22 protein-coding genes are annotated in these 26,159 nt (G+C 65.0%); 10 read left to right on the forward strand and 12 right to left on the reverse strand.

The window, feature by feature from the left end; genetic code table 11:
* Positions 1-4 precede the first annotated feature (4 nt).
* Positions 5-928 carry a LysR family transcriptional regulator gene (locus U5775_RS06990; RefSeq protein ID WP_322057392.1) on the forward strand — a complete coding sequence of 308 codons (924 nt, stop codon included), beginning with the start codon at positions 5-7 and terminating at the stop codon, positions 926-928.
* 83 nt (positions 929-1,011) lie between these two features.
* On the opposite strand, the gene U5775_RS06995 is transcribed toward U5775_RS06990, so the two are convergent.
* Positions 1,012-2,370 (reverse strand): NAD(P)/FAD-dependent oxidoreductase, encoded by a 1,359-nt coding sequence (locus U5775_RS06995; protein WP_322057393.1) that lies wholly within the window; start codon positions 2,368-2,370, stop codon positions 1,012-1,014.
* A gap of 98 nt (positions 2,371-2,468) precedes the next feature.
* Between U5775_RS06995 and U5775_RS07000 the strand changes: the two genes are divergently transcribed.
* Positions 2,469-3,431, forward strand: coding sequence for a LysR family transcriptional regulator (locus tag U5775_RS07000; protein WP_322057394.1), 963 nt, complete (start codon positions 2,469-2,471; stop codon positions 3,429-3,431).
* A gap of 10 nt (positions 3,432-3,441) precedes the next feature.
* Here the strand turns inward: U5775_RS07000 and U5775_RS07005 are convergent, their stop codons facing one another.
* From U5775_RS07005 to U5775_RS07020, 4 genes are all read right to left on the reverse strand, one after another.
* A complete protein-coding gene (locus U5775_RS07005) occupies positions 3,442-4,536 on the reverse strand; it encodes a porin (RefSeq protein ID WP_322057395.1) in 1,095 nt (364 codons plus the stop codon).
* Between the two features lie 64 nt (positions 4,537-4,600).
* Entirely contained in the window at positions 4,601-5,317 is a 717-nt protein-coding gene (locus U5775_RS07010) for a sulfite exporter TauE/SafE family protein (RefSeq protein ID WP_322057396.1), read from the reverse strand.
* A gap of 71 nt (positions 5,318-5,388) precedes the next feature.
* Positions 5,389-6,885, reverse strand: coding sequence for an amidohydrolase family protein (locus U5775_RS07015; protein ID WP_322057397.1), 1,497 nt, complete (start codon positions 6,883-6,885; stop codon positions 5,389-5,391).
* Between the two features lie 34 nt (positions 6,886-6,919).
* On the reverse strand, positions 6,920-8,293 hold the full coding sequence (locus U5775_RS07020; RefSeq protein WP_322057398.1) for a uracil-xanthine permease family protein: 1,374 nt from the start codon (positions 8,291-8,293) through the stop codon (positions 6,920-6,922).
* Positions 8,294-8,572: 279 nt separating this feature from the next.
* Here U5775_RS07020 and U5775_RS07025 point away from each other — a divergent pair, with 279 nt between their 5' ends.
* The gene (locus U5775_RS07025; protein WP_322057399.1) at positions 8,573-9,616 is read left to right on the forward strand and encodes a LacI family DNA-binding transcriptional regulator; all 1,044 of its coding nucleotides are present in this window, start codon (positions 8,573-8,575) and stop codon (positions 9,614-9,616) included.
* A gap of 18 nt (positions 9,617-9,634) precedes the next feature.
* Here the strand turns inward: U5775_RS07025 and U5775_RS07030 are convergent, their stop codons facing one another.
* Both U5775_RS07030 and U5775_RS07035 read right to left on the reverse strand, forming a co-directional pair.
* Complete coding sequence (locus U5775_RS07030) at positions 9,635-10,204, reverse strand: chromate transporter (protein ID WP_322057400.1); 570 nt, start codon at positions 10,202-10,204, stop codon at positions 9,635-9,637.
* Positions 10,201-10,770, reverse strand: a complete 570-nt coding sequence (locus U5775_RS07035; RefSeq protein ID WP_322057401.1) for a chromate transporter — start codon at positions 10,768-10,770, stop codon at positions 10,201-10,203. Before U5775_RS07035 ends, U5775_RS07030 begins: the two co-directional genes overlap by 4 nt.
* 425 nt (positions 10,771-11,195) lie before the next feature.
* Here U5775_RS07035 and U5775_RS07040 point away from each other — a divergent pair, with 425 nt between their 5' ends.
* A complete protein-coding gene (locus U5775_RS07040; protein WP_322057402.1) occupies positions 11,196-12,338 on the forward strand; it encodes an extracellular solute-binding protein in 1,143 nt (380 codons plus the stop codon).
* A complete protein-coding gene (locus tag U5775_RS07045; protein ID WP_322057403.1) occupies positions 12,335-14,110 on the forward strand; it encodes a diguanylate cyclase domain-containing protein in 1,776 nt (591 codons plus the stop codon). The genes U5775_RS07040 and U5775_RS07045 overlap by 4 nt, the downstream gene beginning before the upstream one ends.
* A 27-nt stretch (positions 14,111-14,137) precedes the next feature.
* Here the strand turns inward: U5775_RS07045 and U5775_RS07050 are convergent, their stop codons facing one another.
* From U5775_RS07050 to U5775_RS07060, 3 genes are read right to left on the reverse strand one after another with little or no spacing between them, the layout of a single operon-like run.
* Positions 14,138-14,848 carry a PepSY-associated TM helix domain-containing protein gene (locus U5775_RS07050; protein ID WP_322057404.1) on the reverse strand — a complete coding sequence of 237 codons (711 nt, stop codon included), beginning with the start codon at positions 14,846-14,848 and terminating at the stop codon, positions 14,138-14,140.
* Positions 14,845-15,528, reverse strand: coding sequence for a Fe2+-dependent dioxygenase (locus tag U5775_RS07055; RefSeq protein ID WP_322057405.1), 684 nt, complete (start codon positions 15,526-15,528; stop codon positions 14,845-14,847). Before U5775_RS07055 ends, U5775_RS07050 begins: the two co-directional genes overlap by 4 nt.
* 35 nt (positions 15,529-15,563) lie before the next feature.
* Positions 15,564-17,762: a TonB-dependent siderophore receptor gene (locus tag U5775_RS07060; protein ID WP_322057406.1), complete on the reverse strand. Its 2,199-nt coding sequence runs from the start codon at positions 17,760-17,762 to the stop codon at positions 15,564-15,566.
* Between the two features lie 748 nt (positions 17,763-18,510).
* On the opposite strand from U5775_RS07060, the gene U5775_RS07065 reads away from it, so the two are divergent.
* Entirely contained in the window at positions 18,511-18,756 is a 246-nt protein-coding gene (locus tag U5775_RS07065; RefSeq protein WP_322057407.1) for a hypothetical protein, read from the forward strand.
* Positions 18,757-18,787: 31 nt separating this feature from the next.
* Here the strand turns inward: U5775_RS07065 and U5775_RS07070 are convergent, their stop codons facing one another.
* Positions 18,788-19,690, reverse strand: a complete 903-nt coding sequence (locus tag U5775_RS07070) for a LysR family transcriptional regulator (protein WP_322057408.1) — start codon at positions 19,688-19,690, stop codon at positions 18,788-18,790.
* A gap of 165 nt (positions 19,691-19,855) precedes the next feature.
* On the opposite strand from U5775_RS07070, the gene U5775_RS07075 reads away from it, so the two are divergent.
* From U5775_RS07075 to U5775_RS07090, 4 genes are all read left to right on the forward strand, one after another.
* On the forward strand, positions 19,856-21,643 hold the full coding sequence (locus U5775_RS07075) for an adenine deaminase C-terminal domain-containing protein (RefSeq protein WP_322057409.1): 1,788 nt from the start codon (positions 19,856-19,858) through the stop codon (positions 21,641-21,643).
* A gap of 27 nt (positions 21,644-21,670) precedes the next feature.
* On the forward strand, positions 21,671-22,450 hold the full coding sequence (locus tag U5775_RS07080; protein ID WP_322057410.1) for a YczE/YyaS/YitT family protein: 780 nt from the start codon (positions 21,671-21,673) through the stop codon (positions 22,448-22,450).
* 167 nt (positions 22,451-22,617) lie between these two features.
* Positions 22,618-23,700: a porin gene (locus U5775_RS07085; RefSeq protein ID WP_322057411.1), complete on the forward strand. Its 1,083-nt coding sequence runs from the start codon at positions 22,618-22,620 to the stop codon at positions 23,698-23,700.
* A gap of 132 nt (positions 23,701-23,832) precedes the next feature.
* Positions 23,833-25,101 carry an FAD-binding oxidoreductase gene (locus tag U5775_RS07090; RefSeq protein ID WP_322057412.1) on the forward strand — a complete coding sequence of 423 codons (1,269 nt, stop codon included), beginning with the start codon at positions 23,833-23,835 and terminating at the stop codon, positions 25,099-25,101.
* Positions 25,102-25,167: 66 nt separating this feature from the next.
* On the opposite strand, the gene U5775_RS07095 is transcribed toward U5775_RS07090, so the two are convergent.
* On the reverse strand, positions 25,168-26,082 hold the full coding sequence (locus U5775_RS07095) for a LysR family transcriptional regulator (protein ID WP_322057413.1): 915 nt from the start codon (positions 26,080-26,082) through the stop codon (positions 25,168-25,170).
* Positions 26,083-26,159: the final 77 nt, after the last annotated feature.

Below are 26,159 nucleotides of genomic sequence, written 5' to 3' on the forward strand. Positions count from 1 at the left end.
CGGCGTGAACGTCCACGCCCGCTCCATTCGCTATTTCGACATGATTTGCCGCTGCGGCTCCATTCGCGAGGCCGCGCGGCATTTGCACGTTGACGGCTCGGCCGTCAACCGGCAACTGCTCAATCTCGAGGAAGAGGTGGGCGCAACGCTGTTCGAGCGCCTGCCCGGCGGCCTGCGCCTCACCGAGGCGGGCCGCTTGTTCGCGCAGCACGTGGTGACCGTGCTCCAGGACGAGCAGCGCGTGATCGCCGAGATCGAACGGCTCCAGGGGCTGGAGCGCGGCGAGGTCCATCTGGCCGCCGCCGAAAGCCTCAGCGCGGGCCTGCTGCCCGCCGTGCTCGACCGCATGGCGAGCGAGCATCCCAAGGTCTCGCTTCATGTTTCCATGCTCGGCTCCGGAACCATCGCGCAGCGCGTGGCGTCGGGCGACGTCGACATTGGCGCGGCGTTTGCCATGAGCGAGCATCCCGAACTGACTTGCGTGGCGAGCGGCCAGTTCAGGCTGGGCGCGGTGATGGCGCCCGACCATCCGCTCGCCGCGCGGCGGCGCGTGACCTTCGACGAATGCGCCGGGTACGGGCTCATCATGCCCAATCCCGACGTGGCCGTGCATGCGATCCTCGCGCCGCTCGTGGCGCGCGCACAGCGGCCCGTGCGCGCCGTGGTCCATAGCGGGGCCATCGAGTTGATGCGCCAGCTCGCGATGCGCGGGACCGGCATCGGCTTCCAGACGCGCATCGGTCTTGACGAGGTCTGCGCGGCGGGCCGGCTCGCGTTCGTGCCGCTCGACGAGGCCGAGCAGGCAGTGGCCCGGCTGGGCTTCTATGTGCGCGCGACGCGCGCGCTGCCGCCGGCCGTCAGCGCGTTGCTCGCGATGCTGGGCGACGCGCTCGAACGCTTGCTAGAGGCTGAAGCGCGCATGGGCTGACACGGCCGCTTCCCGCGCGCGCGTCCAGCTCCACTCCGCCTGCCGGACTTCCGAAGACGCCGCGCTTCGCCGTTGGCTCATCGTCAATGGAGCTTGATCGAGGGCCGTCCATAGCTGTGCAGAAGCTGGCCCAGCGCCTGGAGCAGCGTATGCCCGACGCCATGCACGCCCGACAGGTGCTTGCGATACAGCAATCGATATAAGCCCGCTGCAGCCGGACCGTCGACGATGACCGAGCGCGTGCGCACACGAAGGTCCGCCTGGTAGAGCGCGCCGGACTGGCCCAGCGACACCACCGTGCCCGCGTCGCGGAACACGAAGCCCGCGACCGGCTTGCCGGCGAGGCGCCGCGCGAATGCCTGGCTCAGGTAGACCGCCTGCTGGTGCGCGACCTGGGCGCGCGGCGGCAGGTACGCGCTCGACCGGCCGGACGGACAGGCCGCGCAGTCGCCGAATGCGAACACGTGCGGATCGTCAGGCGTCTGCAAGGTGTCGGTCACGATGACCTGGTTCGACGCGCTGAGCGCCAGCCCTTCGATCGTGCGCAGCATCGCGGGCCCGGCCACGCCGGCGGCCCAGATCGTCACGTCGGCGGGCAGCCTTTCGCCCGCTGCGGTCACGATGGCATCTTCCTCGACGCTGGACACGCGGGTCTCGGTCAGCACCTCGATATGAAGGTGCTCGAGCTGCGCCTGGGTGCGCGCCGAGACGCGCGGGTCGAGCACCGGCAGCACGCGCGCAGCGCCTTCGATCAGACGAATGCGCACGTCGCGGTCGGGGTCGAGCGCCCGGAAGCGATACGCCGCGAGTTGGCCGACCGCGTGCCGCAGTGCCGCGGCCAGCTCCACGCCAGTCGCGCCGGCGCCGATCACGTTGATGCACACCGGCCGCACCGGCGACGCACCGGGCGCATCGGCGAGATGGTTGACCTTCGCGCAGGCCGCGAGAAACTTCTTGCGGAAGTCCTCGGCGTGCCCGACGTGTTCGAGCGGCAGCGCGTGGCGCGCCGCGCCGGGCACGTTGAAGAAGTGGGTGACGCTGCCCACGGCCAGCACGAGGTCGTGATACGGCACTTCGCGTTGCGGGACGATCTGCGCGCCCTCGTTATCGAGCACGGCGCCGATGGTGGCGACGCGGCGCGCCCGATCCACGGAACGCAATTCGCCCTGCACGAACTCGAAGCCATGGCGTTTCGCCTGGGCCGCGTATTCGATCGTGTGCGAAGCGGGATCGCGATGGCCGGAGGCGGCCTCATGCAGCAGCGGCTTCCAGAAGTGCGTCGGCAGGCGGTCGACGAGCACGACGTGCGCGAGCCCGCGGCGGCCGAGCGTGCTGCCGAGGCGCGTGGCGAGCTGCAGCCCGCCGGCGCCGCCGCCGACGATCAGGATGCGCGCCGGGCCTGCATCGCGCGCCTTCGAGGGGATACCAGAGATGCGTGCCATCGTTGTCTCCCGGAATGAAATCGGTTTGAATGTCTTGATGGATTCCAGGATATCGTTTCGGGTACCAAAGGACAATTTAATGTTTATAGGCGACCTATATGCATTCACTTATAGGAAAGGCGGCGACCTTCCGGCAACTGAAGGCGCTCGACATGGTCATGCGCACGGGCAGCGTATCGCGCGCGGCCGAAGAATTGCACCTGACGCAGCCCGCCGTCTCGCTGCAGATCCGGCTGCTGGAGGAAGCGGTGGGCGCGGCATTGCTGCAGCGGGTAGGACGAGGCGTGGAGCTGACGACGGCGGGCGAGATCGTGGGGCGCTATGCACGCGAGATCCTGCATCTGTGGCGCGACGCGGGCGACGAAGTGGCGGCCTTGACGGGCGAGCTGGGCGGCACGCTGCGCATCGGCGCGATCACGACCGCGGAATATTTGATACCGCCGCTGCTGGTCAAATTCACGGCGACGCGCCCGCACGTGAAGACGTATTTCAAGGTGGGCAATCGCGAGGAGATCATCCGCATGCTCGCCACGCATGAAATCGATCTCGCGGTCATGGGCAGCCCGCCGAAGGAGCTGCGCACGCACGCGGCCGAGTTCGCGAAGCACCCGATGGTGTTCGTGGCCGCGCCCGATCATCCGCTCATGCGGCGCAAGCGCGTGTCAATGAAGGATCTGGAGTCGGCGCACCTGCTCGTACGCGAGCGCGGCGCCGGGACGAGAGCGACCGTGGAGAGTCTTTTCAAGGCGTCCGGCCACCGCTTTCATGTGGGCTCCGAACTATCGAGCAACGAGGCCATCAAGCAGATGGCCGAAGCGGGGCTCGGCGTGGCCTTCCTCTCGCGTCATGCGTGCGCGCTGGAATTGCGCGCCGGGCTGCTGGAACAACTGCCGTTTCCGGGCAATCCGGTCGAGCGCGAATGGTACGTGGTGACGCTCGCCGACCGGCGTATTTCTCAGGTCACCGGCTTGTTTCGCGACTTCCTGATCGAGCAGGGCGCACCCGTGATCGACCTTGCGGTGTCGGCGCCGTCGGGCGAGCGGCGCCGCAAATCAGGGTAACTTCGGCAACCTAAAAGAAGTGATGGATGCCCGCGAGCACGGCCGTCTGCGACCCCGAAGACGATGCGCCGATGCCCATCGTATCGGCCACGGCGCCCGACGAGGCGCGCTCGACCATCACGTCCATATAGAGCTGGGTGCGCTTCGAGAGCGAATACACATTGGCCAGTGTCGCCTGGGTCCAGCGCTGGCCGGCGAGCGTCGTGGTCCACGCGCCCGCGCCCACCATATACGCGGGCGTGACCTGGACATTGACGCCGCCGTCGATGGTCCGGTAGTTCTGCGCATCGCCATGGCGTTCGATGCGCACCTGGGTCACGAGCGCGTGCAACTGAACCCGCCCCCACTGATAGCTGCCGCCGATGCCCGCGTTGCGCACGCTGTCGGCCACGAACGGCGCGCCGCCGGAGAGATTCACGCCTTCGAACGCATCGAGGCCGAGCCCGCCGGCCAGATTGAGCGTGCGGTCGTGATACTCCGACCACGCGGCGGCCAGCTTCAGCGGGCCGTAGCCATAGTTTGCGCCGAAGCTGATCGTGCGCCCCGCCGTACTGCTGCTCGAATTCGTGAAGCCGTATAGCGCGCCGACGGTGAGGCCCCAGAACGGCCGGCTGACAAACCTGGCGGTATTGGACAGTTCGACGGGCACGGTGTTGGCGAGGCCGTCGACGTTGCCGGGATGGAAGGCGGAGAAGTCGCCGAGCGACTGGGCGGTCGAAAGCGGGCCCAGCATTTCGAAGTGGAAGTCGGTTTGACGGCCTAGCGTGACGGTACCGATGTCGTTCTTCGAGAGCCCCACCCAGGCCTGCCGGTTGAACAGCGTCCCCGCGCTCGACATCGCGCCGCTGATCGTCGAGAAGCCCGATTCGAGCTTGAACACGGTCTTCAGTCCCGAGCCCAGATCCTCGGTGCCCGTGATGCCCCAGCGGTCGGCCTGGAACGTGCCCTGCTCGGCAATGAACGCGTGCGAGCCATGGAGGTTGCTGACGTAGCCCACGCCCGCATCGAGACTGCCATAGAGCGTGATGCTGCTCTGTGCATACGCACCGGAAACGTTGGCAATACTAAGCGCTGTACAGGCGCTCGCAAACAAATACTTTCTCATGGGGGTCTCCTCGTCATGTTCTATGGAATGAGCCGGCCATCTCCAGGCCGGTCGTGCCTGCGGCTTACTTCAAGGTCTGGTACAGAATCGCCGCGCCCGAAACGATCGCGAAGCCCATCACGCTGATGCGCAAGGCCTTGCTGTTCAGGCGCTGGTGCACGTGCTGGCTGATGAACGCGCCAAGGATCACGGGCGGCACGAGCAGCAGCGCGGAAACGAAGCGGCCCGCCGTGATCTGGCCGGTGAAGCTCAGCATCACGAGCGAGACGGCCTCGCCGATCGCGAAGCACAGCGCGATGGTCGAGCGCAGCGCGGGCGCGCGGTAGTGCTGGAACACCATCGCGAGCGCCGGTCCGCCGATGCCGGTCGCGGTTTCGGTGATGCCCGTCACGGCGCCCGCCGTGATCAACGCGTTGCGGCCCGGCGCGAAGGTGGGCGCGCAGAGCGTCGCGACGGCGGCGGCGATCGTCGAGGCGCCGATGAACAGGTTCAGATCGTGGGCCGAGATGCGCGAGATGATCAGCACGCCGCCCACCGCGCCCACGGTGCGCCCGACCGTGATCCACAGCGTGCCGTTCGAATCGAGGGCCGGACGCTCACGCCACGCGAGATAGACATTGAGCGGGAGCATCAGGATCAGCAGCGAGACGGGCAACAGGCGGGGGTCGATCAAGCCGATCACGGGCGCGCAGATGAGCGCGAAGCCGACGCCAACCGCGCCCTGGATGAACGCGGCAATGGTCACGGTGGTGGCGAGAAGCAGGAATACGGTCAGGCTCATAGATTGGTTATCCTGAATGAATCGCAAAGACGCGGGGCGCGAGTCGAACGACGATCGCGCCCGCACCGGGTTTAGCTGCTGGAGGCCAGTGGCGCTGCGGCTTGGGAGAGCGATGGCGGCGATGGCATGGCGTCCCGCGCGTTCGCTCCGGTATGCGTGGCGGCGGCCGATAAGGGCGCAGCATGAACCCGCTGGATCGGTGCGCGCGCAACCACGGCGGCCGCGACGTCGTCGATTTCGCGCAGCAGCGCGCGTGCGTCCCAGTCGACGGGCCAGCCATGCCAGAGGCGCATGCGTCCCGCCACGAACACCGCGTCGATCTGGCTGCGGTTCGCGAGGCGCACGAGCTCCCATTCGAGCTCCCACGACGGCCGCATTTCGGGCACGTCGAGATCCACGAGCAGGAAGTCGGCGGCCTTGCCCGGCGCGATCTCGCCGGTCAGCGCGCCCAGCTGCACCGCGTCGGCGCCGCCGCGCAGTGCATGATCGAGCCAGAGCTTGCCCCCGCCACACGACGAGTCGCCCGTCGCGAGGCCGAATGCGAGGCGCTGCGCGGTCTCGGCCGCGTCGAGCAGCCTGAACGCGTCGCTGCGCGTGCCGTCGGTGCCGAGACCAAAGCGGATGCCGAGCGCGGCCATCTGCAAGGCCGGCGCCACCGCGTTGCCCTTCCATGAGCTCGCGACCGGGTTGTAGCTCACGGCCGCGCCCGTGTCGCGCAGCAGGTTGAGCTCGGAGGGCGTGACGAGCGTGGCATGCGCGATCAGCGTTTGCGGCCCCAGCGCGCCCGCGTGGTGTAGATGCTCGATGGGCCGCATCTTGCGCCCGACGATCGAGCGCTCGACCGAGGCGAGGTGCTCGTTGGCGTGGGTCTGGAACACGGCGCCGGCCTCGGCGCATAGCGCGGCCGCGGTTTGCAGCATGCCGTCGGAGCCGGCCTCGGGCACCGAAATGGCCAGCGACGGATGCACGAGCGCATGGCCGCTCCAATGCGCCAGATGGGCCTGTGCGCGCGCGACGATGGCGCCGCGCTCGCGCGCATCGACATGGCCGCCCAGGTCGTTGCAGATCATGCCGAGCACGCAGCGCACGCCCGCTTCCTCGGTGGCCGCGGCGATCGTCGAGATGTCGCTGTCCGAGCGCGTGCCGGCGTCGCATACGGTCGTGAAGCCGCCGCGCAGCGCTTCGAGCGCGGCGAGCTTGGTCGATAAGTACAACAGATTATCGTCGAGGCAATTTTCGAGCGGGACCCAGATGCGGCGGTAGATCTCCGAGGGCTCGCCGAACGCGAGCGCCTTGCCGAACGACTGCGTGAGGTGATGGTGCGCATCGACGAAGCCGGGCATCAGGAGCTTGCCCGGCAGCGCGAGCGGCGTCAGCAGCGGGTAGCGCGCAACGAGCTCGTCGGCGGGGCCCATGTCGAGAAACCGTCCGTTGGCGACTACGAGCGCGTGGTCGCGCACCGGGCCTTCGGCGAGCAGCAGAGAGTCGGGCAACAGCAGCAGTTCGTCGGCGCACAGTTCGGTGCGGGACGCGGAGCCAGGCGAAGCGGTAATGGAGCGAATGGGCATGATGAGTTTGGGCTGGGTAAATTCAGTGGCACATTTAGTGGCACGAAGGGTTTTCGTTGACGGCGGTTTCGAGCGCGCTGGCGCGATGGCGCGCGCGGGGGCGCCAGCGCAGGCTCAGATGCTCGAACAGGAGGTTGACGATCACGGCGGTGAGCGCGCCCATCGCGAGCCCGTTGCCGAGCACGATTTGCAGCGTCGCGGGAAAGCGGCTGTAGAGGCCGGGCACGACGATCGGCAGGATCCCCATCGTGAGCGCGGCGGCGAGCGTGTACATGTGGGCGCGCGAGCGCAGGTCCACCTGGCGCAGCAGGTTGATGCCCATGACGCCGATGATCGAGAAGACGATCAGCGCCGTGCCGCCCACGACCGCGGCGGGAATGGCGTTGGCGAGGCGGCTCAAAGGCGCGAGCAGCGCGATCACGATCAGCAGCACGCCGGCCGTCGCGGTCACGAAGCGCGAGCGGATGCCCGTTGCTTCCACGATGCCGATGTTCTCGCTGCTCGTGATGATGAGCGAGGTGCCGAAGAGGCCGCCGAGCACCGACATAAGCGCGTCGGCGCGAATGGTCTGCGGCACGGCCACGCGCGGGTCGATCTCCTTGCCCACGATTTCGGCGATGGCCACGGTCTGCCCCGTGGCCTCGGCCATCGAAATCACGCTGAAGATCAGGAGCGGCAGCGCGGCGAGCACGTCGAAATGCGGCATGCCGAACGGCAGCGGCGTGGGCATCGTGACGACCGCGCCGCTCCAGACGCCGGCGAAGCTCATCAGGCCCAGCGCCGAGGCCAGCGCGGCGCCCGCGAGCAGGCCGAGCAGCACGGCGAGCTGCCCGAGCATGCCCTTGAAGAGCTTCGCGAACAGCACGGTGAAGCCGACGGTGGCGAGCGCGAGGCCGATCCCGGCCGGGCTGCCGAACTCGGCGGTGCCGGGGCGGCCGACGATCACGACGCCGTAGATGCGGATCAGGTTGATGGCCACGAGGATCAGCATCGTGCCGATCACGATGCGCGGGAAAAAGCGCAGGCAGCGCCGGAACACGGGCAGCAGCAGAAAGTAGAACAGGCCCGTGAGGATGGTCGCGCCGGCGGCGGTGCGCAGGTCGGTTTGCTGCGCGATCAGCACGAACAGGACCACGGGCGCGCCGCCGGGCACCATGATGAACGGCAGGCGCGCGCCGAAGCGCAGCGGGCCGAACGACTGCAGCAGCGTGCCGATGCCACAGACGAGAAACGTCGCGCTGATCAGGTCGACGGTCAGCGCGGACGCGAGCCCGAGCGCCTTAGCGACCAGGAAGACCGCCGTGATCGGGGAGGCCGCCACGACCAGCACGTGCTGCAGGCCGAACAACATCAGTTTGAGGAGCGGTAAGCGCTCGTCGACAGCGTGAACCTGCTGGGCTTTCGTCATGACTTCGTGTCTCCATGAGTCGCAGTCCGCTTCGCGTCTGCGAGGGGTGTCGTTGTTCTGGAAAACCGGCGTGCTTCCTGGTTGCTTGAAGTGCATCCCCAGGCACATCCCAAATCGATTTGGGATGCGGCGCAAAAAAATGGGCGGGAACCCCAAATCGATTTGCTATCGTAGAATGGTGCGCCACTAAGGCCTTGTCAAGCCGGATTATTTATCGACCGGATGGTTGCGATAGCCCTGCGAACGGGGGCGTCGCGCGCCCCAAGCGAGAGAAACAGCATGCAGAGTCCAGCGCCGCCGAAGCCGCGGCCGACCATAGCCGACGTCGCCCGCGCCGCGGGTGTCTCCACGACGACTGTGTCGCACGCATTGAACGACAAGGGCTATGTCGATCCGCAGACGCGCCAGCGCGTGAAGGACGTGGCGCGCGAGCTGGGCTACCGTCCGAGCGTGCGCGCGCAACGGCTGCGCACGGGCGAGGCGCGCACCATCGCGCTGCTTTCGTCGATGCCGTTCGAGATCGCGGGCGGCGCGTCGCGGCTCGGCTTTCTGATGGAGGTCGCGGCCGTCGCGGCGGCCGCCGCGCTCACGCGCGGGCTCGCGCTGGTGCTCGTGCCGCCCGTGATGGCGGGGCGGCTGCCGCTCGAACAGCTCGACATCGACGGCGCCATCGTGATCGAGCCCACCGCCGACGACGCGAACGTGACCCATCTGCAGGAGCGCGGCCTGCCCGTCGTGTGCCTCGGGCGCCTGCCCGGCAACGACGCGGTGCCTTATGTCGACATCCACTCGTTCGCCACCACGGCGCTGCTGCTGCGCCATCTGCACGAAGCGGGCAGCCGGCGGATTGCGCTGTTGATCGGCGCGCAGCAGCGCAACTCGTACGTGGAATCGCGCGCGGCCTACGAGCGGTTCTGCGCGGAGCACGACATGACGCCCGTGATCGCCGTGGCCGACGAAGCGGGCGGCGAGGAAGCGGGCCGCGAAGCGTGCGCGGCGCTGTTGCGCGAGCATCCGCAGCTCGACGGGCTCTGCGCGCTGGTGGACGCGTTCGCGGTGGGCGCCGTGCAGGGCATTGCCGATGCGGGGCGGCGCGTGCCCGACGACATAAGGATCGCGACTCGCTACGACGGGATTCGCGCGCGCAGTTGCCGGCCGCCGCTTACGGCCGTCGATCTGCATCTCGACGAGATGGCGTCGCAGGCCGTCGCGCTGCTGTTCGATCATCTGGCCGGCAAGGGCGGTGCGCCACATTCGGCCACGCCGTCCGATCCGTCTCTGGTGATCCGCGAGTCTTCGGTTGCGGGCGTGGGCGACGCTTGAGCGGCACGGCCCTCGCTCTCAGGCGACCTGAACGTGCAGCCATGAAGGCAGCGCGCCGCCGAACTGGCTGATGCCCACGAGCACGACCGCCCCCACGAGCAGGAGCAGCAGCGGACTGACGCGCGTCCTCAGCAGCACGGCCAGCGAGACCACGGCAATCGCTTTCGCGGGCAGGCCGCCGTTGAGCGTGGTCAGCAGCACCCATCCCGCCGCGAGCATCATGCCCGCCGCGATGGGCCGCAGCCCGCGTTCGAGCGCGAGTTGCCAGGTCGCGCCGCGATAGCGGCTCCAGACGTGCGTGACGCCGTAGATGAGGAAGCCCGTTGGCAGCAGGAGCGCGGCCGTTGCGGCCAGCGCGCCCCAAAAGCCGGCCACCTGCCACCCGATCAGCGTGACGAGCAGCGACCCCGGCCCCGGCGCCATGCGCGAGATCGCGAAGTCGGCGGCGAACTGCGCGGGGCTCATCCAGGCGTGCACGTCGACCACCTGGCGCTGGATCTCGGCGACGATGGCCTGGCCGCCGCCGATCGTCACGAGCGAGAGCGGCGCGAAAATGGCGACGATCTGTCCGAGAATGCGCAGGTTCATCGCGCGCCCCTGCGAATCACCACGTATTCGTGGCCGATGCTGAGCGCGGCGCCGATCACGACCACCCAGACGAGCGGCCAGCGCAGGATGCCGATGGCGAGAAAGGTCGCCGCCATCAGCAGCAGCGGAACCAGTTGGCGCCGGACCCGCCGCGCGGTGATCACGCCGATCGAGAGCGAGAGCCCCGTGGCCGCGGCGGCGGCGCCCGCGATCAGCACCTTGGTGACCGGATGCACGATCAGCGCGCCGATCGCCGTGCCCAGCAGCACGATGACGATGGCGGGCGGCACGACGATGCCCGCGACGGCAACGGCGGCGCCGCGCCAGCCGAGCAGCCGGTGCCCGATCCAGATCGCCATGTTCTTGACATTGATGCCCGGCAGCGCCTGCGAAAGCGCCAGGCCGTTGAGAAAGTCTTCCTCGCCGATCCATTGGCGGTCCTGAACGAATTCGCGGAGCAGCCAGCCGCTGAGGCCGCCGCCGAAGCTGGTCAGGCCGATACGGCTGAAGATCAGAAAGAGTCCCAGCAGGGTGGGGCGCGATGATGGGGCAATGGAGTCGGTCACGGCAAGGCGGCGGTGGGCGGGTTGAACAAGGACCCGGATATTGTCATTCGATGACCTTACAGAGAGCTTCCGTCCCCCGCGGCGCTGCGGTTGAAAGATTCTTGTTCTGAAACGGCAGTTTTTTCCAGAAACACGAATGGGATTTTTACGGAGGCTTTAAAAATCGATCATCCAATTAACCGGATTGCGTGACATTAGCGGTGTTAACTATCGCTATCGGACAGCCGGGTTTTCCCTCGTGCTGAAAATTATCCGCGCGGCATATTCTGATTCTCTGTCTTCGATAAGATGTACGGCAGGGACTACTATCGTGGTCGCCGCCAGATATACGGTAATACGGGGTCGAGCGAAGCGGTGTCTTCGCTTCGTCATAAATGGGTACGCGCCGCGCGGAACCCCAAAACAGTATTGAACCAGTTCGGGAAATGAAGCGACGCGTCAATACGGTCGTTTGCCGTTTCATCCACGGGGAAAGCACGCGCCGCCGCGCGGGCAGATGGGCCACGCCCGTGGCGCTCGTCATTCTTTTGGGCTGCTTTCTCTGGACCCATACGCTCGCGGATTCTCACTCGCCGCGCCAGTCGGTATTGCGCGTGCTCGCGTGGCCCGGCTATGCCGACGACGACTGGGTCCACGCGTTCGAAAAGCGCTTTCACGCCAAAGTCGAAGTCACATTGGTCGATTCCGACGAAGCCTTATGGGCGCGCATGCATAGCGCGGCGCCGCCGCCATTCGACGTGCTGGCGGCCAATACTGCCGAGATCGCGCGCTATGCACAAGCGGGCATGCTCACGGCGCTGGACCTCTCGCGCATTCCGAATCGACGCTGGCAGCAGCCGTATTTTCAGCGGCTCGCCGACATTCGCGGGCTCGTGGCTACCGGTCACGCCTATGCGATTCCGTTTACCTATTCGTCGATGGGGCTCATCTACGACCGCAAGCAGATTCCGGTTCCGCCGCGCTCGATGCGCGTGCTTTGGGACCCGCGCTATCGCGGCAAGGTGCTCGATTTCAATAGCGCGCAGCACAACTTTTCGTTTACCGCGCTCGCGCTCGGCTATCGCGATCCGTTTCATTTGACGCCCGAGCAAACGCGCATTGTCGCGCGCGAACTCGTGCGCTTGCGGCGCAATCTGCTCACCTATTACACGCTGCCCGAAGAAGCGACCGCGCAGTTCGTCCAGCACCACGTGGCGCTGATGTTCGGCAATTACGGCACGCAGCAGGTCGAGCAGTTGCGCGCGGCGGGCGTGGACGTGGGCTACGTCATTCCCGACGAGGGCGCGCTCGCGTGGCTCGATTGCTGGGCGATCACGCGCAACGCGAACAATCCCGCGCTGGCCTATGACTGGATCAACGCCATGCTGGAGCCCACGCTCGGCAAGCAGCTCACGCAGCGCGAGGGGCTGGCGAACACGATGACGCCCGTGTCCGGCGAGGTGTCCACCGAGGCTTCGGGCGCGGGCCCGCGGCTCATCTGGATCCAGCCCGTGGAAAGCATCGGCGAGCGCGAGGCGCTATGGCACCGGATCGAAGCGGGCGACCGGTTGAGGAGCTTTGCGCCATGATCAAGCTCGGACTGACTTCGCGGCTCTCGATCCTGCTGGTCTGCATCGGCGTGGTGGCGTCGGGCGCGACGGGCTATTCCACCTATCGCGCCAATCGCCGCATGCTCATGCACGAAGCGGAGCACAGCCTGCTCACTTCGACGCAACTGCTGAGCCAGCGTTTCACCGCGGCGCTCGGCGACGTCGCCGACGACGCGCTCGTGCTCGCGACGCTGCCCTCGTCCGTGGCGGTCGCGCGCGGCGACGCGCGGCGTCCCGGCGGCGCCAGGCTCAAGCAGGTGTTCCAGGGCTTCATGGAGCACCATCCCGAGTATCTGCAGATACGCCTGATTTCGCGGGCCCATTACGGGCTCGAGCGCATTCGTGTCGATCGCGGCGCGCAGGGCATTGTCGTCGTGCCCGAAAGCGAACTCCAGGAGAAAGGTCAGTTTCCCTATGTGTTCGATACGCTTTCGGCGAGCACGCAACGCGTCTACGTTTCGCCTGTCGGCCTCAAGGGCGGAGCCGGCCCGGACCCCGGCGAGGACCAGCCCGTGGTGCGGGTGGGCGCGCCGATTGCGGACGAGAATGGCAACAAGTTAGGCGTACTGGTGATCGACGTCGATCTGACCCAGATGTTCAAGCGGATCGAGCGCGACTTGCCCGCCGACTACGTGGTGTACCTGGCCAACGAGTGGGGTGATTTTCTCGTCCACCCGGACCCGGCCCAGACCTTCGGTTTCGAGCGTGGCCGGCGCGTGCTGATGCAAAAGAGCTTTCCGGCCACGGCGCCGCTCTTCGACGGCGGGCGCACGAGCCTGACGTTCCACGGCTACGCGCATGCGCATCAGGAGCCGGCCGAGGTGTTCGCGTTCGTGCGCTCGCCGTTCGGTCTCGTGGATGGCAACCGCTTCATCGCGCTCGGTCTCGCGCGCCCGCTCACGGACGTGCTCGCGTCCGCGAACGCGCTTGGCGCGCAGATCGTGCGCCTCGTGCTGATCTCGAGCGCCATCGCGATCGTGCTGGCGGTGCTGTTTGCGCGCGCGATGGCGCGTCCGCTGCGCACGCTCGCCGATGCGGTCACGCACATCTTCGACGAAGGCGCCATCGCGCGGCTGCCCAGTCTGCCCGTGACGCGCACCGACGAGATCGGCGTGCTCGCGCGCTGCTTCGACCGCATGCGCATCGAGATCCGCTCGCAGGTCCAGACGCTGCACGCGAGACAGGAGGAACTCACGCATCTGGCGGGACACGATCCACTCACCGGCTTGCCGAACCGGATGCGCTTCATGGAGCAGCTGGAGCAGGCGATACGCCACGCGCCGACGGGCGGCGAGACGCTGGCCGTGATGTTCGTCGACCTGAACGACTTCAAGCAGATCAACGACCAACTGGGCCACTCGGCCGGCGACCAGGCGCTCGTGGTGGTCGCGCAGCGGCTGCGCGCCGCGCTGCGCGGCACCGACGTGGTCGCCCGCTTCGGCGGAGACGAGTTCGTGATTCTCGTCTCCGGCGTGCGCTCGCCCGAGGCGATACCGGTGACGGCGGGGCGCGTTCAGACGGCGATGGAGGCGCCCGTGCCGATCGGCGGGCGCCTGATGAAGGTGGGCGTGAGCATCGGCATCAGCGAATTTCCGGGCGACGGCGACCATGCCGAGGAGTTGCTGGCGAAGGCCGATACCGCCATGTACGCAGCCAAGACCGCCGCGGATTCGCGCTACGTCCGCTATCGGGATCTGGCCGGTTCGTCAGTAGAACTGAGCAGGGAGGGGCTTGCGCCGGACGGCGAATGAGCTTCGTTCATTCGCGGCGCGCGGCCCTCAGGCGAGCCCCACGCACACGGCCACGATGATCGGGCCGAGCAGCAGCACCGCGCCCACGGTCTTGCGCTTGTTGAGCTCGGTCCACAGCAGCACGCCCGTGATCGAGAGCAGGATCAGCGCGCCCGCGAAGCTGTCGATGAACAGCACCCAGCCGATGCTCATGCCCACGCCCTTGTGCAGGTTCGTGAGCGTCGCGAGCAACGCGTTGTCGTTGCGCTTGAGCGTGAGGTGGTCGTTGCCGGCCCAGTATTCGACCGTCACGTTCTCCTGAGGCGACGAGAACATCATCTGCCAATGCTCGGGCTGCACGGTCTTGCGATCGCCCCAGGCTACCGCGTGCGCGGGCTCTTTCTGCACGCGGCCCATGCGCGCCGGCAGCTTGAGGTCGGGTTGCGACCTCAGCCACTTCACCAGCTCGCGCGGCGTTTCGGGCGCGGGGTCGGGCACCGCGAGCTGGAGCGTGGAGACTTGCGGCGCGCCCGGCGAGATATGCAGCGGCCCGGCGCGGTGGTTGAGCACGAAGCCCGTTACGCCGAACAGCAGTCCGAGCGCCGCGCCCCAGAGTCCCACCCAGCCGTGCACCTTGCGCAGCCACTTGATGAAGCTCGCGCGGCGCGAACGTTTGGCGGGTTCGGTGCGCCCTTCACGGATTGGAGTTTCAAGGCGCGTGCGCGGCGCGTCGACTTCGGCTGTGCCGGTCAGGCTCATGTTTCGCTCCAGAGTCGCAGGAGATTGTGATAGCAGCCCACGAGGCTGCGGCGCGCGGCGGCGTCGGCGTCGCTGGCGTTCAGGCGCTGGATGGCGGTGTCCATGTCGAACAGCAGCGCGCGTTTGGTGTCGTCGCGCACGAGGCTTTGCACCCAGAAGAAGCTCGCGACACGCGCGCCGCGCGTGACCGGCCTGACCTCGTGGAGGCTCGTGGCCGGGTAGACGATCATGTCGCCGGCCGGCAGCTTCACTTCCTGCACGCCATAGGTGTCTTCGACCACGAGCTCGCCGCCGTCGTATTCGTCGGGTGAGCTAAGGAACAGCGTGACCGAGACGTCGGTGCGCAGCTTCTGGCCATTGGGCAGCACGCGCACGGCGCCGTCGACGTGGCTGCCGAACGTCATGCCGCCTTCGTAGCGGTTGAACAGCGGCGGATACACCTGGTTGGGCAGCGCCGCGCTGATGAAGAGCGGATTGCGCTCGATGGCCGCGAGCACCACGTCGCCCAGCTCGCGCGCGAGCGGCGTGTGCTCGGCAATCTGCCGGTTGCGCTTGACGGGCGCGCCCGACCATCCGGCCGTGGCGCGGCCGTCCACCCAGGCGTCGCCTGCGTGGTCGAGCCGCTCGCGCAGCGCGCGCACCTGCTCGGGCGCGAGGACCTTGGGGACGTGAATCAGCATCGCGGGTTTCCTTCGTTGCGTGACGCGTGCTCTGCTCAGAACCGGTAGTCGGCCGTCGCGAGGAACGTGCGGCCGATACCGGGCACCGAACGTCCGCCATCGGACTGAATGAGCGCGTCGTAGTAGAACTTGTTGGTGAGATTCAGCAGGTTCAGGCGCACGTCCCACTTCTTCTCGTGATACTCGGCCATTGCATCCCAGCGCGTATAGCCGCCCGTTTCCACGTAGTTCGTGTTCGCCGCATAGCGCGAGGACATATAGGTCGGGCCGCCGCCGATTTCCCAATGCGGCGTGAAGGCATAGGTGGTCCACAGCGTGAAGGTGTTGCGCGGCGTGTTGGCCGGCGTGTTCCCCTGGGTGCCGTCGAGCGCCTTGAGCACCACGCCGTCCATATACGTGTAGCCCGCGAACACCTGCCACTTGTTCGTGATGTGGCCTGTTGCGCCCGCCTGGAAGCCGCGCACGCGAATGTCGCCTTCGAGCGTGTATTCGCCTGTGGAGGTCTGCGTGCGCGCGTTGTCCATCTCCTGCTGGAAGAACGCCGATGTTACCGAGAGATTGCCGCCCAGCAGATCCCATTTGCCGCCCACTTCATACGACTTCGTGTGCTCGGGCGCGAGGTTCTGCGTGTTGTTCGTGACCGTGAGCGCTTCGAGCGAAGGATCGAACGAGGTGCCGTACGAGAAGTAATACGACTGCCAGTCCGTGGGCTGATAGATTGCGCCCGCGCGCACGCTCGTGAACGTGTTGGTCTGGTCCGCATAGTTCGGAGCACTGATTGAATTGGCGATATGCGCCTGGAAGCGGTCCCAGCGCAGGCCGCCGATGAGTTTCCAGTGCTCGCCGATCGACATCGTTTCGTTGAAGTACGCGGCAATCGAGGTTGCGCCCGATTCCGCGTGATTGCCCACCGTCTGCGTGACGTTCGAAGGTGTCGGAATATAGACGGGGTCGAGCAGCGAGACGATCGGCAGGTTGTTGCGCGTATAGGCCTGGTTCGTATAGCTGTCGTGGCCGACCTCGACACCCGCGATCATCTCGTGCTTGAGGAAGCCCGTGGTGAACTTGTACTGCGCCATCGTATCGTTGTAGATCGAGTGGTTCTCGATCACGCGGTCGTGGCTCGCGAGCTTGATGTAGAGATCGGAGAGCGGCAGCGTCGTGTAGTTGCCGTTCTTGAGCGCGGTGCTCGACGCGAGTGGACCCGTGAGCACGGCGCCCGGCGCGGTCTCGCGCGCGTCGGTGAGCGAGTGCGAGAACTGCGTCTGGTTGCTGATCTTGAACTGGTCGTTGAACTTGTGATCGATGCGCGCCGCCACCGTCTGCACGTCCTGGATCGTGCGGTCGTCGGTCAGGCCGTAGTAGGTGCTCTTCGAAGGCGCGAACGGATGACCGTTGATCGACTGCACGCCGTAGTCGGGCATATCGTAGTTGTGCTGAATGAGCGCCGAGAGCGTGACTTCGGTGGGCGTGCCGATGCCGAAGCGCAGCTCGGGAGCGAAGCCGTAATCCTTGTTCTTCATCTCGTCGCGCGTCGAGCCCATCGACTGGCCGAACGCGTTCAGGCGGAACGCGGCATGGTCGCCGAGCGGGCGGTCCACGTCGAGCGTCGTGCGATAGCGGTCGTCGGTGCCGAGCGTCGCCGAGACTTCGGTGAGCGGCTTGAGCGTCGCCTGCTTGGACACCTGGTTGATCACGCCGCCCGTGGAGCCGCGCCCGAACAGCATCGACGAAGGACCGTAGAGCACTTCGATCGACTCGAGATCGAAGGTGTCGCGGTAGTACTGGTTGCGGTCGCGAAAGCCGTCGAGGTAGATGTCGTTCTGGGCCGTGAAGCCGCGCAGGTTGATGTTGTTGCCGATCTGGCCGCCTTCGGCGCCGCCGATCGTGATACCGGGCGCATTGCGCAGGGCGTCCTGGAACGAGGTCGCGCCTTGCGACTGCATCACGGACTTGTTGATGACAGTGACGGTCTGCGGGATGTCGCGCAGCGCCGTGGGCGTCTTCGCGCCCACGGTCGAGGTTTCGGCCTGGAAGTCCTGGACAGGCGCCTGGCCCGAGACCGGGATCGCGGGCAGCGTGGCGTTGTCCGTGGCCAGGGTCTGCGCGGCGGCTGCCGGCGCGACGGCGGCGCCGGAGGCCGCGGCCGGTGCGCTTTGCGCGAGCGCGGGCGAGGCAAAAGGTACGGCAAAAGCCAGCGCGAGCGCACTCGCGAGCGGCGTCCTGTTCAACATGAGGGTCCCTGTGCAAGGAGAACCCGGGCGATCGATTGCGCGCGGATGGCGCGAAAGTCACGGAAGGCGCGGGTGGATTGGCTGGCTGGGCCGCCCCATAGGCACGGGGGGAACGACGTTAGGCTGGCTGGTCAAGTTTTTAAATGTCCCGAAAGTTCCTCGGGAATGAGAATCGATATCATTCCATATGCATTGATTTCTTTCAATTGGAACAAAGACATTTCAGCGACATTTCGGGGTAGGGCGCAGATGAGTGTTGTATTAATGAAAATGTAATAAATAGAATGGCGTTCGTAATTTATTCGCGGCTTTCTATTGGCGGTGCTGCTGACACGGTTGAATTGCGCGGGTCTTCTATTCGTCATACGAAACTCATTGAATGGCCTCACGCACATCGTTCGTCATCCGAAGGATTGGCAATTGATGCGTCATGAATCACATCAGTGCATGCGAGGGCAGCGGCCGCTTGTCAGATGAATTGCGCTGGCTATACTCCTATCAATGCGCTCCTATCAATGCGCTCCTATCAATGCGCTCCTGTTAATGCGCGGTTTTAAATGCCGCTTTTAATACCCAGCCGATGACCGAGGAGGGATGCAATCGAACGGACTATCTGAGAGACATCTGAGCGCCGGAAAAAAGAGCGGTCATGCCGCGAGCACGCGCTGACGATCGCCCGGGTGGCGAGGGCGGTGCGGCAACGCTGGCAGAGACCGGCCAATGGCAACCCCAAGGGAGGGGCTCCAGGATGACATTGCTCGACCAGGAAATTGCGCACATTACGCGCGCGGTGCGGTCCTCGTTTTGCAGGCCCGCCGCCGAGACCGCACTGCCGGCCGCCTATTGGCGCCGGCGGCTTCATGCATTGCTCGACTCGGAGCATTTGACCAAGACGCAGCTCGCGGCGATCGACGTCGTGCTGCTCGAACTCGATAAATACGAGGCCGAGAACCCCGAGCATCGCCACCGCGGGAGGTATGCCGACAGTCACTAGCGCGACTGGCGCCAGCCCGGCATCGCGGTTTCTAGCCGCTCATCGAACCCAGTACGTTCATGATTTCCTCGGCGAGCAGCAGGCTCGCGAGACCGCGTCCGTGCTTCTCGCGGCGCACGAGGGAGAGGACGTTCTTGCTGAAGGCACGGTCGCGAATCTGCCGGTAAGTGAGGACGTCCTGGCGGTATTCCTCGGCGATGTCGAACTTGCTGAGAAAGGCAATGCCTTCGCTCGCGGCGGCCAGGCGCTTCATCGTTTCAATGGAATTCGTGCGAAAGGCGGGCTCGACGCTGAGCCCCGCTTCTTCGAACGTATCGGCCACGATGCCGTGGATCAGCATGGAGCGGTCGGCGAAAATGAGCGGATACGACGTGCAGTGAGCGAGCGGGATGGACTCCATGCGCGCGAGCGCGTGCTTCGGCGAAATCACGGCGCCAAGGCTCGTGTCCATTTCCCAGAGGCTTTCGAGTTGTGGCGAGGGCGGCAGGTTGAAGCCGAGCCCCAGATCGGCTTCGCCGCTCACTAGCGCTTCGTGAATCTCGCGCACCGACATCACGCGGATCGAGATCTTGATGTGCGGGTGATGCGCGCTGAAATTCGCGGCCGCCGTGGAGGCAATGCCGCTCGCGAGGCCGCTCACGGTCGCGATGATGACCTCGCCCTTTTGCAGCGTCTTGAGGTTGCGTATCTCCGCTTCGACCTGGCGGTATTCCGACATGGTCCTGCGCACATGGGCCAGCAGGATTTCACCGGCCGGCGTGGGCCGCAGCCCGCGCGGCAGACGCTCGAACAAGGGCTCGCCAATTTCCTCTTCCAGCAGCAGCACGTGCTTGTTCACGGCCGATGCGGCTACGTGGAGTTTTTCTCCGGCGCCGCGAATGGATCCGCAACGCGCCACCTCGTCGATATAGCGCAGCAATCGTGAATGCAGCATGTTCGCCTGTCTCCGGCCGTCTCCTCGCGTGGGCTCACTGTACTCGAAAAGCGTACGCTCCGTGCAAAAAACGCTGCTTTTTAGTTACGGTGATTTCGGTTTTCATTACCCCAGTCGCCGGCAGTTGTTTTTTGCGGCGCGGAAAAACCAGCCTCGAACTAATTGATGAAAGTGAGACTAGCCATGTACCAGGAAGTCAGCGAGAGAAACGCCAGTGCAGCGGGCCAACGCGACCAGGTCGCCGCCCACTACGACCAGGTGAGGGCGATTTTCGATGTGCTCAACGGAAAAAGAGAAGCCGACCTGCTTCTGAAGAACCTGAATATCCTCGACGTCCATAGCGAGTCGGTCTATCAAGGTTCCATTCTCGTGTACAACAAGCGCATCGTCGCCTTGAATCCCGACGAGACGGCCATCAAGGTGCGCCAGGTATTCGACGGCGAAGGCCTCTACGCCATTCCCGGCCTGATCGACGCGCATATCCACTTCGACGCGCAACTGGCCCATCCGGCCGCGTTTGCCGAGGCCATCGTGCCGTGCGGCACGACCACCATCTTCTCCGAATGCCTCGACTTCGTGAGCGCCGCGGGCGCGGAAGCGGTGGAGGCCACCGAGCAGCTTTTCGAGCATCACGAGCGCCTGCCTTATCGCGTGTTTGCCTTCGCGCCCGGCAAGAAGACCTCGGTGGCCGTGACCGATGCGCTGCTGAAGATGGACCCCGTGATCGGTCTCGGCGAGCTCGCGCACCTCACCTACAGCAAGGGCAACGACGACGATTTCCGCAAGTCGGCGCTCGGGCGCGCGAAGGGCGGCTTCATGAATACGCACTGGGGCGTGACCACGCTCTCGGACATGATGCTGAACTACATGCCCGCGATTGGCGCATTCGCGAATCACGATGTCTGGATGGAAGACGACATCGAGAAAAGCGTCCGTTACGGCTTGCAGACGCAAATTAAATTCGGCGTCGGCAGCCCCGAGGTCATCAAAATCATGCTGCGCGCGATCGTCAAGCGTAAATGGCCCGCCGAGAATTTCCAGCTGTGCGCCGACAATATCTCGGTCGACCGCCTGCTGACCAAGGGCCACATGGACTGGATCGTTTCGCTGTGCGCCGAGATGGGTATCGAGCCGATCAAGGCGATCAAGATGGCGACGCTCTATACGGCGCGTGCCTTCCGGATGGACAACAAATTCGGCTCGCTGACGCCGGGCCGCTTTGCCGATATCGTGCTCACAGACAGCCTGTCGAAAATCAATCCGCGTTTTGTTTTCAAGGATGGCGAACTCGTCGCCAAGGATCGCCAGCTCCTCAAGCAGGCCGATGTCGATTATTCGCGCATGGCAAAGAAGCCGGTTCCCGGTCTCGGCGACCTCACGCCCGAGCAACTGGATCTCGTGCCGCTCGAAATTTCGCCGGACGGCAAAGAGGCGAAGGTATATCTGTTCGACGTTTATGGCCGCGGGCACGAAAAGTTTTATCAGGAAGTCTGGGTGCCGTTGCGCGACGGAAAGGTCGTGCCCGAAGTGGCGGGAACCCGGCTCAACCGCATTTCGGTCGTGCAACGCTATGCCGACGGCAAGCGCCATGTGGTCAACGGGTTGTTCAAGGGCGTGAGCATCGACCGCGGCGCCGTGGCGACGTTCTGGCCCGCGCCCAAAGCGTATTTCGTCGCGGTGGGAGAGGACAGCGCGGAGATGTGCCATTGCCTCCAGCAGGTGGACACCTATGTGGGCGGTTGCATCGTCACGGAAGACAAGGCGGTCAAGGCGGTGCTGCCGCTGGACATTTATGGCGTCATGGCCAATATGAACCTGGCCGATCTGCTCGCCGCGACCCGCAATATCGACGCCGCACTGGAAACGCTGGGCAACCGCAATGAGGGTGAACCCGTGGTCAACAAGCTGCTGACCTTGTTCATCTCGCTGGACCGCTTCGGCTTCATGGCTTGACGGCCGCGTAGCAGGAGGAGACAACCGGTGGACGCCTCCGTGCAGAAGGGGGCGTCCGGTACGGCATACAAGAAGGACGACAACGAAGGGATCGTCATGGCGCATCATGAAAGGGAAGCTGAAGTCATCGATACCGGCAGCCTGAAACGGCGCTGGGCCACCTACATCATCGGCATTTACATACTGACCATGGGGATCAGCCTCGCGATCCGGGCGGGCATCGGCATTTCGCCGCAAAGCAGCCTGACCCGGACGATGACCCTCGTGTACAAGCCTCTGAGCCAGGGAACCTACAACTTCATGCTGGAGTTGTTCATGTTGTTCCTGACTTTTCTCGTGATGCGCAAGGACTTCAGGCTGAAGAACTTTGCATCGCTGATTCCGGCGTTCGTGCTCGCGACCTGCCTCGATTTCAATCTGATGCTGACGCGCTCGATCGTGCTCGAGGACTATCTGCTGAAATTCGCGTTGCTGGCTTTCGCCGATGCGTTGCTCGCATTCGGCCTGTTCCTGATGATCCGCGCGAATCTCGTGCTCATGCCGATCGACATGTTCGTCAATGCGGTGTTCGAGCGTACGCGATGGCGCTGGGGCGACATCAAGACGACCTTCGACTGCACGCTGCTGGTCATCAGCGCGACGATCGGTTTCATATTCCTTGGGAAGCCTGAATTTATCCGCGAAGGCACGTTCATGAATGCCATTCTGGTGGGGCAGTACATCAAGCTCTACTTCTTCCTGTTCAAGAAAATGAAGAGCGCGGTGATGTGGTATCAGCAAAGATCGCTCGCGCACCGCACGAACTAGCGGCCGTTCTTGAGCGATTGAAGCGGTCGCCCGTTCCGGGGCGACCCCGCGCCGCGCTAACGCTTTATCGCTCTACCGTTTCAGCGCACCCCTGAATACCCGATTCGAGGCGTCATTCATGACGCCGGTACGCACTCGTCCTGTTCAATAACGAAAGAGACCATTCCATGTTCACGCAAAGTGCCTGCATTGCCACGCCCAAAAGAATCTGCAGCATTGCTGCGACTATCGTGCTCGCGGTCATGAGCGCTCACGCCTGTGCGCAATCGAGCGTACAGCTATACGGTATCGTCGACGCCTGGGCCGGCTATTTGCGCATTCCGGGCCAGTCGGGCGCCGCCGAATTGGGCGGGGGCGGTTTGTCGACCTCGTTCTGGGGATTCCGTGGTCAGGAAGATCTGGGCGGCGGTTATAAAGCGATGTTCGCCGTGGAAGGCTTTTTCCGCCCGCAGAATGGTCAATATGGTTCGTTCAATGGCGATCCGATGTTTTCACGCAATGCGTACGTGGGCATTGCAACGCCCTACGGGGCTTTGACGCTGGGACGGCAAAGCAGCTTGCTCTATTTGCAGTCGGCGCAATTCAATCCGTTCTATGCCTCGTTCACGTTTTCGCCCACCATCAATCAGCTCTATTCCGCCTTGGGCACTTACCCCGGTTATCGGACCTATCAAGGCATTCCGGGCGGGACGTCGTGGAGCAATGCGATTCAGTATGCGACGCCCGATTACAGTGGCCTGAACGCTCATGTCATGTATGCGTTCGGCAATCAGGCGGGCGACGACAGCGCCAGGAAAGTCTCCGCACAGGCAACGTATACGCGAGGCCCGCTCGCGTTAGGCCTGACCTGGCAATACCTGAATTTCAGCTCCACGCCGGGCGACCTGAGTAATTTGCTGCAAGGCTTTAAAAGTCAGACGGCGCTGCAATTGGGTATGTCGTATAACCTGAATTTCGTGAAGCTTTACGGCGAATATACGTATAGCGACGACACGCTGGTCGCCAGCAGCTTTCACGTCAACATGCTCCAGGGCGGCCTGGCTGTGCCGGTGGGCGTGGGCAGCATCCTGGCCTCGTATGCCTGGTCGCGCGACAACAGCAATCTGGACCAGACGCGGCAAACCGCAACGCTCAGCTACGATTATCCGTTCTCCAGGCGCACCGATGTCTATGCGGGCTATATGTACGACCACGTCTCGAAGCTGTCGAGCGGGAGTACCTGGGGGGCCGGCATTCGCACGCGATTCTGAAGTACGCGTTCACGAATTCCAGTTTCGTATCGCTCGGTCGGTCATCCCGGCATGCATGCGTTCATTCGGATGCTCTACAATCTTCGCATCGGTTTTCCCGTTTGTCGAAGCCCCGTTTTCGAACCCCAACGCATGCAAAACTTCTACGAATCCACCGTCACTCGCCAGCCCTATCCGCCGCTGAGCGGCAAGGTCGACGCGCAGGTGTGCATCATCGGCGGCGGCCTCGCGGGCCTGAACACGGCGCTCGGGCTCGTCGAGCGCGGCGTGCGCGACGTCGTGGTGCTCGATGGCGAGCGCGTCGGCTTTGGCGCATCGGGCCGCAACGGCGGCTTCGTGTTCGGCGGCTACAGTCTCGACAATGGCGACCTGCTCGGCACGCTGGGGGCGAGCAAGGCGCGCCATCTGTACGGCCTCACGATCGACGCCGTGGACCTGATCCGCGCGCGCGTCGCGCGCTATGGCATCGATTGCGATCTCGTCGACCGGGGCGTCATGCTCGCGAACTGGTTCGACGATCCGTCGAGGCTCGACGTATTGCGCGCGCTGATGAAGCGCGACTTCAGCGTGGAGTGGGAGCCCGTGGCGAAGGACGCGCTGCGCGCGCGGCTGAAGACCGCGCGCTATCACGGCGGGCTGTTCGAACCCAACGCGTTTCATTTCCATCCGCTCAAATACGTGCTCGGCGTGGCGAATGCGGCGGCACAGGGCGGCGCGCATCTCTACGAGCAGTCGCCGGCCCGCTCGATCGAACGCGACGGCGCGGGTTTCGTTGTGCGCACACCGAATGGCACCGTGACCGCGAAGGACGTGGTGTTCGCGTGCGGCGGCTATGCGCGCGGCGTGGTGCAGCGCATCGAGCGCGCGGTGCTGCCAATCGCGACCTATGTGATCGCCACGGAGCCGCTCGGCGCGCGCCTTGCCGATGCGATCGACGCGCCCTATGCGGTCTACGACACGCGCTTCGCGTTCGATTATTACCGGCCGCTCAAGGACACGCGTATTTTGTGGGGCGGCCGTATCTCGGTGCTTGACCGCGGCCCGGAGGCCATCGCCAGGCTGCTCAGGCGCGATCTCGTGCGCGTCTATCCGCAACTCGCGGATGTGAAGGTCGAGTACGCGTGGGGCGGGCTGATGAGCTATGCGCGGCACAAGATGCCGCAAATCGGCCGCGATGGCGACGGCGTCTGGCACGCGATCGCGTTCGGCGGGCACGGCATGGCGCCCACCACGGTCGCCGGCGAAACGCTCGCCGACGCGCTGGCGCTCGGCCAGCCGGTGCCGGACGGCTTTGCCGCTTTCGGCCTGACCCGCACGTTCGGCCTGGCCGGCCTCGCGGCCGCGCAGCTCACCTACACCGCGTTTCAGGCGCGCGACGCGCTCGCGGCCTACCGGCACTAAGCGCCGCGTACGCTTCATCGGCAACCGAAGCCGTTGCCTTCATGGCGATATGCTTCGGTCTGCCAATCATTCGATACCGGCGTACGCCCCCGCCTGTTCCAGCAGCCACGCGCGAAATGCTTCGAGCGGTTTGCCGTGGCTGAACTCCGTTGGGTAGACGAGATAGTAGGCGGCGTCCGAACTGGCGCTTTGCGCCATGGGGGATTCGAACGGAATCACGAGGCCCAGGTGCTTGAGCTGCCCCTCGACGAGGAACCGCGGCACGAGCGCGATGCCGAGCCCTGCCGCCGCGCCGGCCGTGAGCATCGTATGCAGCTCATAGCGAACGCCTTGCATCGTGGTGTTGTCCTCCACGCCCAGCGACGCAAACCATTGCGTCCATCCATGCGGCCGGGTCGTCGAATGGAGCAGCGGATACGCGAGCAATTCGTGGGCTTTCCTGATCGGCTTCTTTAACAGCGCCGGCGAGCAGATGGGCACCACTTCTTCGCCAAACAGGTAATCGGAAGTCGTACCGGGCCACGTGGGCTTCCCGTAATGAATGGCGGCTTCGAAATGCGATTCGTCGAACGAGAACGTATCCGTTCGCACGCCCATATTGATCCGCACGTCGGCATGGCGGTCGTTGAAGTCTTTCATGCGGGGAATCAACCACTCGGACGCGAAGGTCGGCAGGACCGCGAGTTCGAGGTAGCCGCCGCCGCTGCCGTGCACGATGATCGAGAGCGTGTCCTTGTCGAGACTTTCCAGCGAGCGGCGCACCTGCATGCCGTAGAGCTTGCCCGCGCGCGTCAGCACCACGCGCTGCCTGGCCCGCACGAACAAGCGCACGCCGAGGCCCGATTCGAGCGTGGCGATCTGCCGGGACACGGCGCTTTCCGTGAGAAAGAGCTCTCTGGCCGCCTGCGTGAAGCTCTCGTGCCGCGCCGCGGCTTCGAAGGCGATCAGCGCGCTCATGTTGGGGATCCTGAACTTGCGCATGATAGTTCCAAAAAATCATCAATTGGCAATTTTATGTCACTTTACGGCGAGCTTGGCGTTTTGAATAATTTCTCGAT

It is taken from the genome of Paraburkholderia sp. J63, assembly GCF_905220245.1.
Lineage (GTDB): Bacteria > Pseudomonadota > Gammaproteobacteria > Burkholderiales > Burkholderiaceae > Paraburkholderia.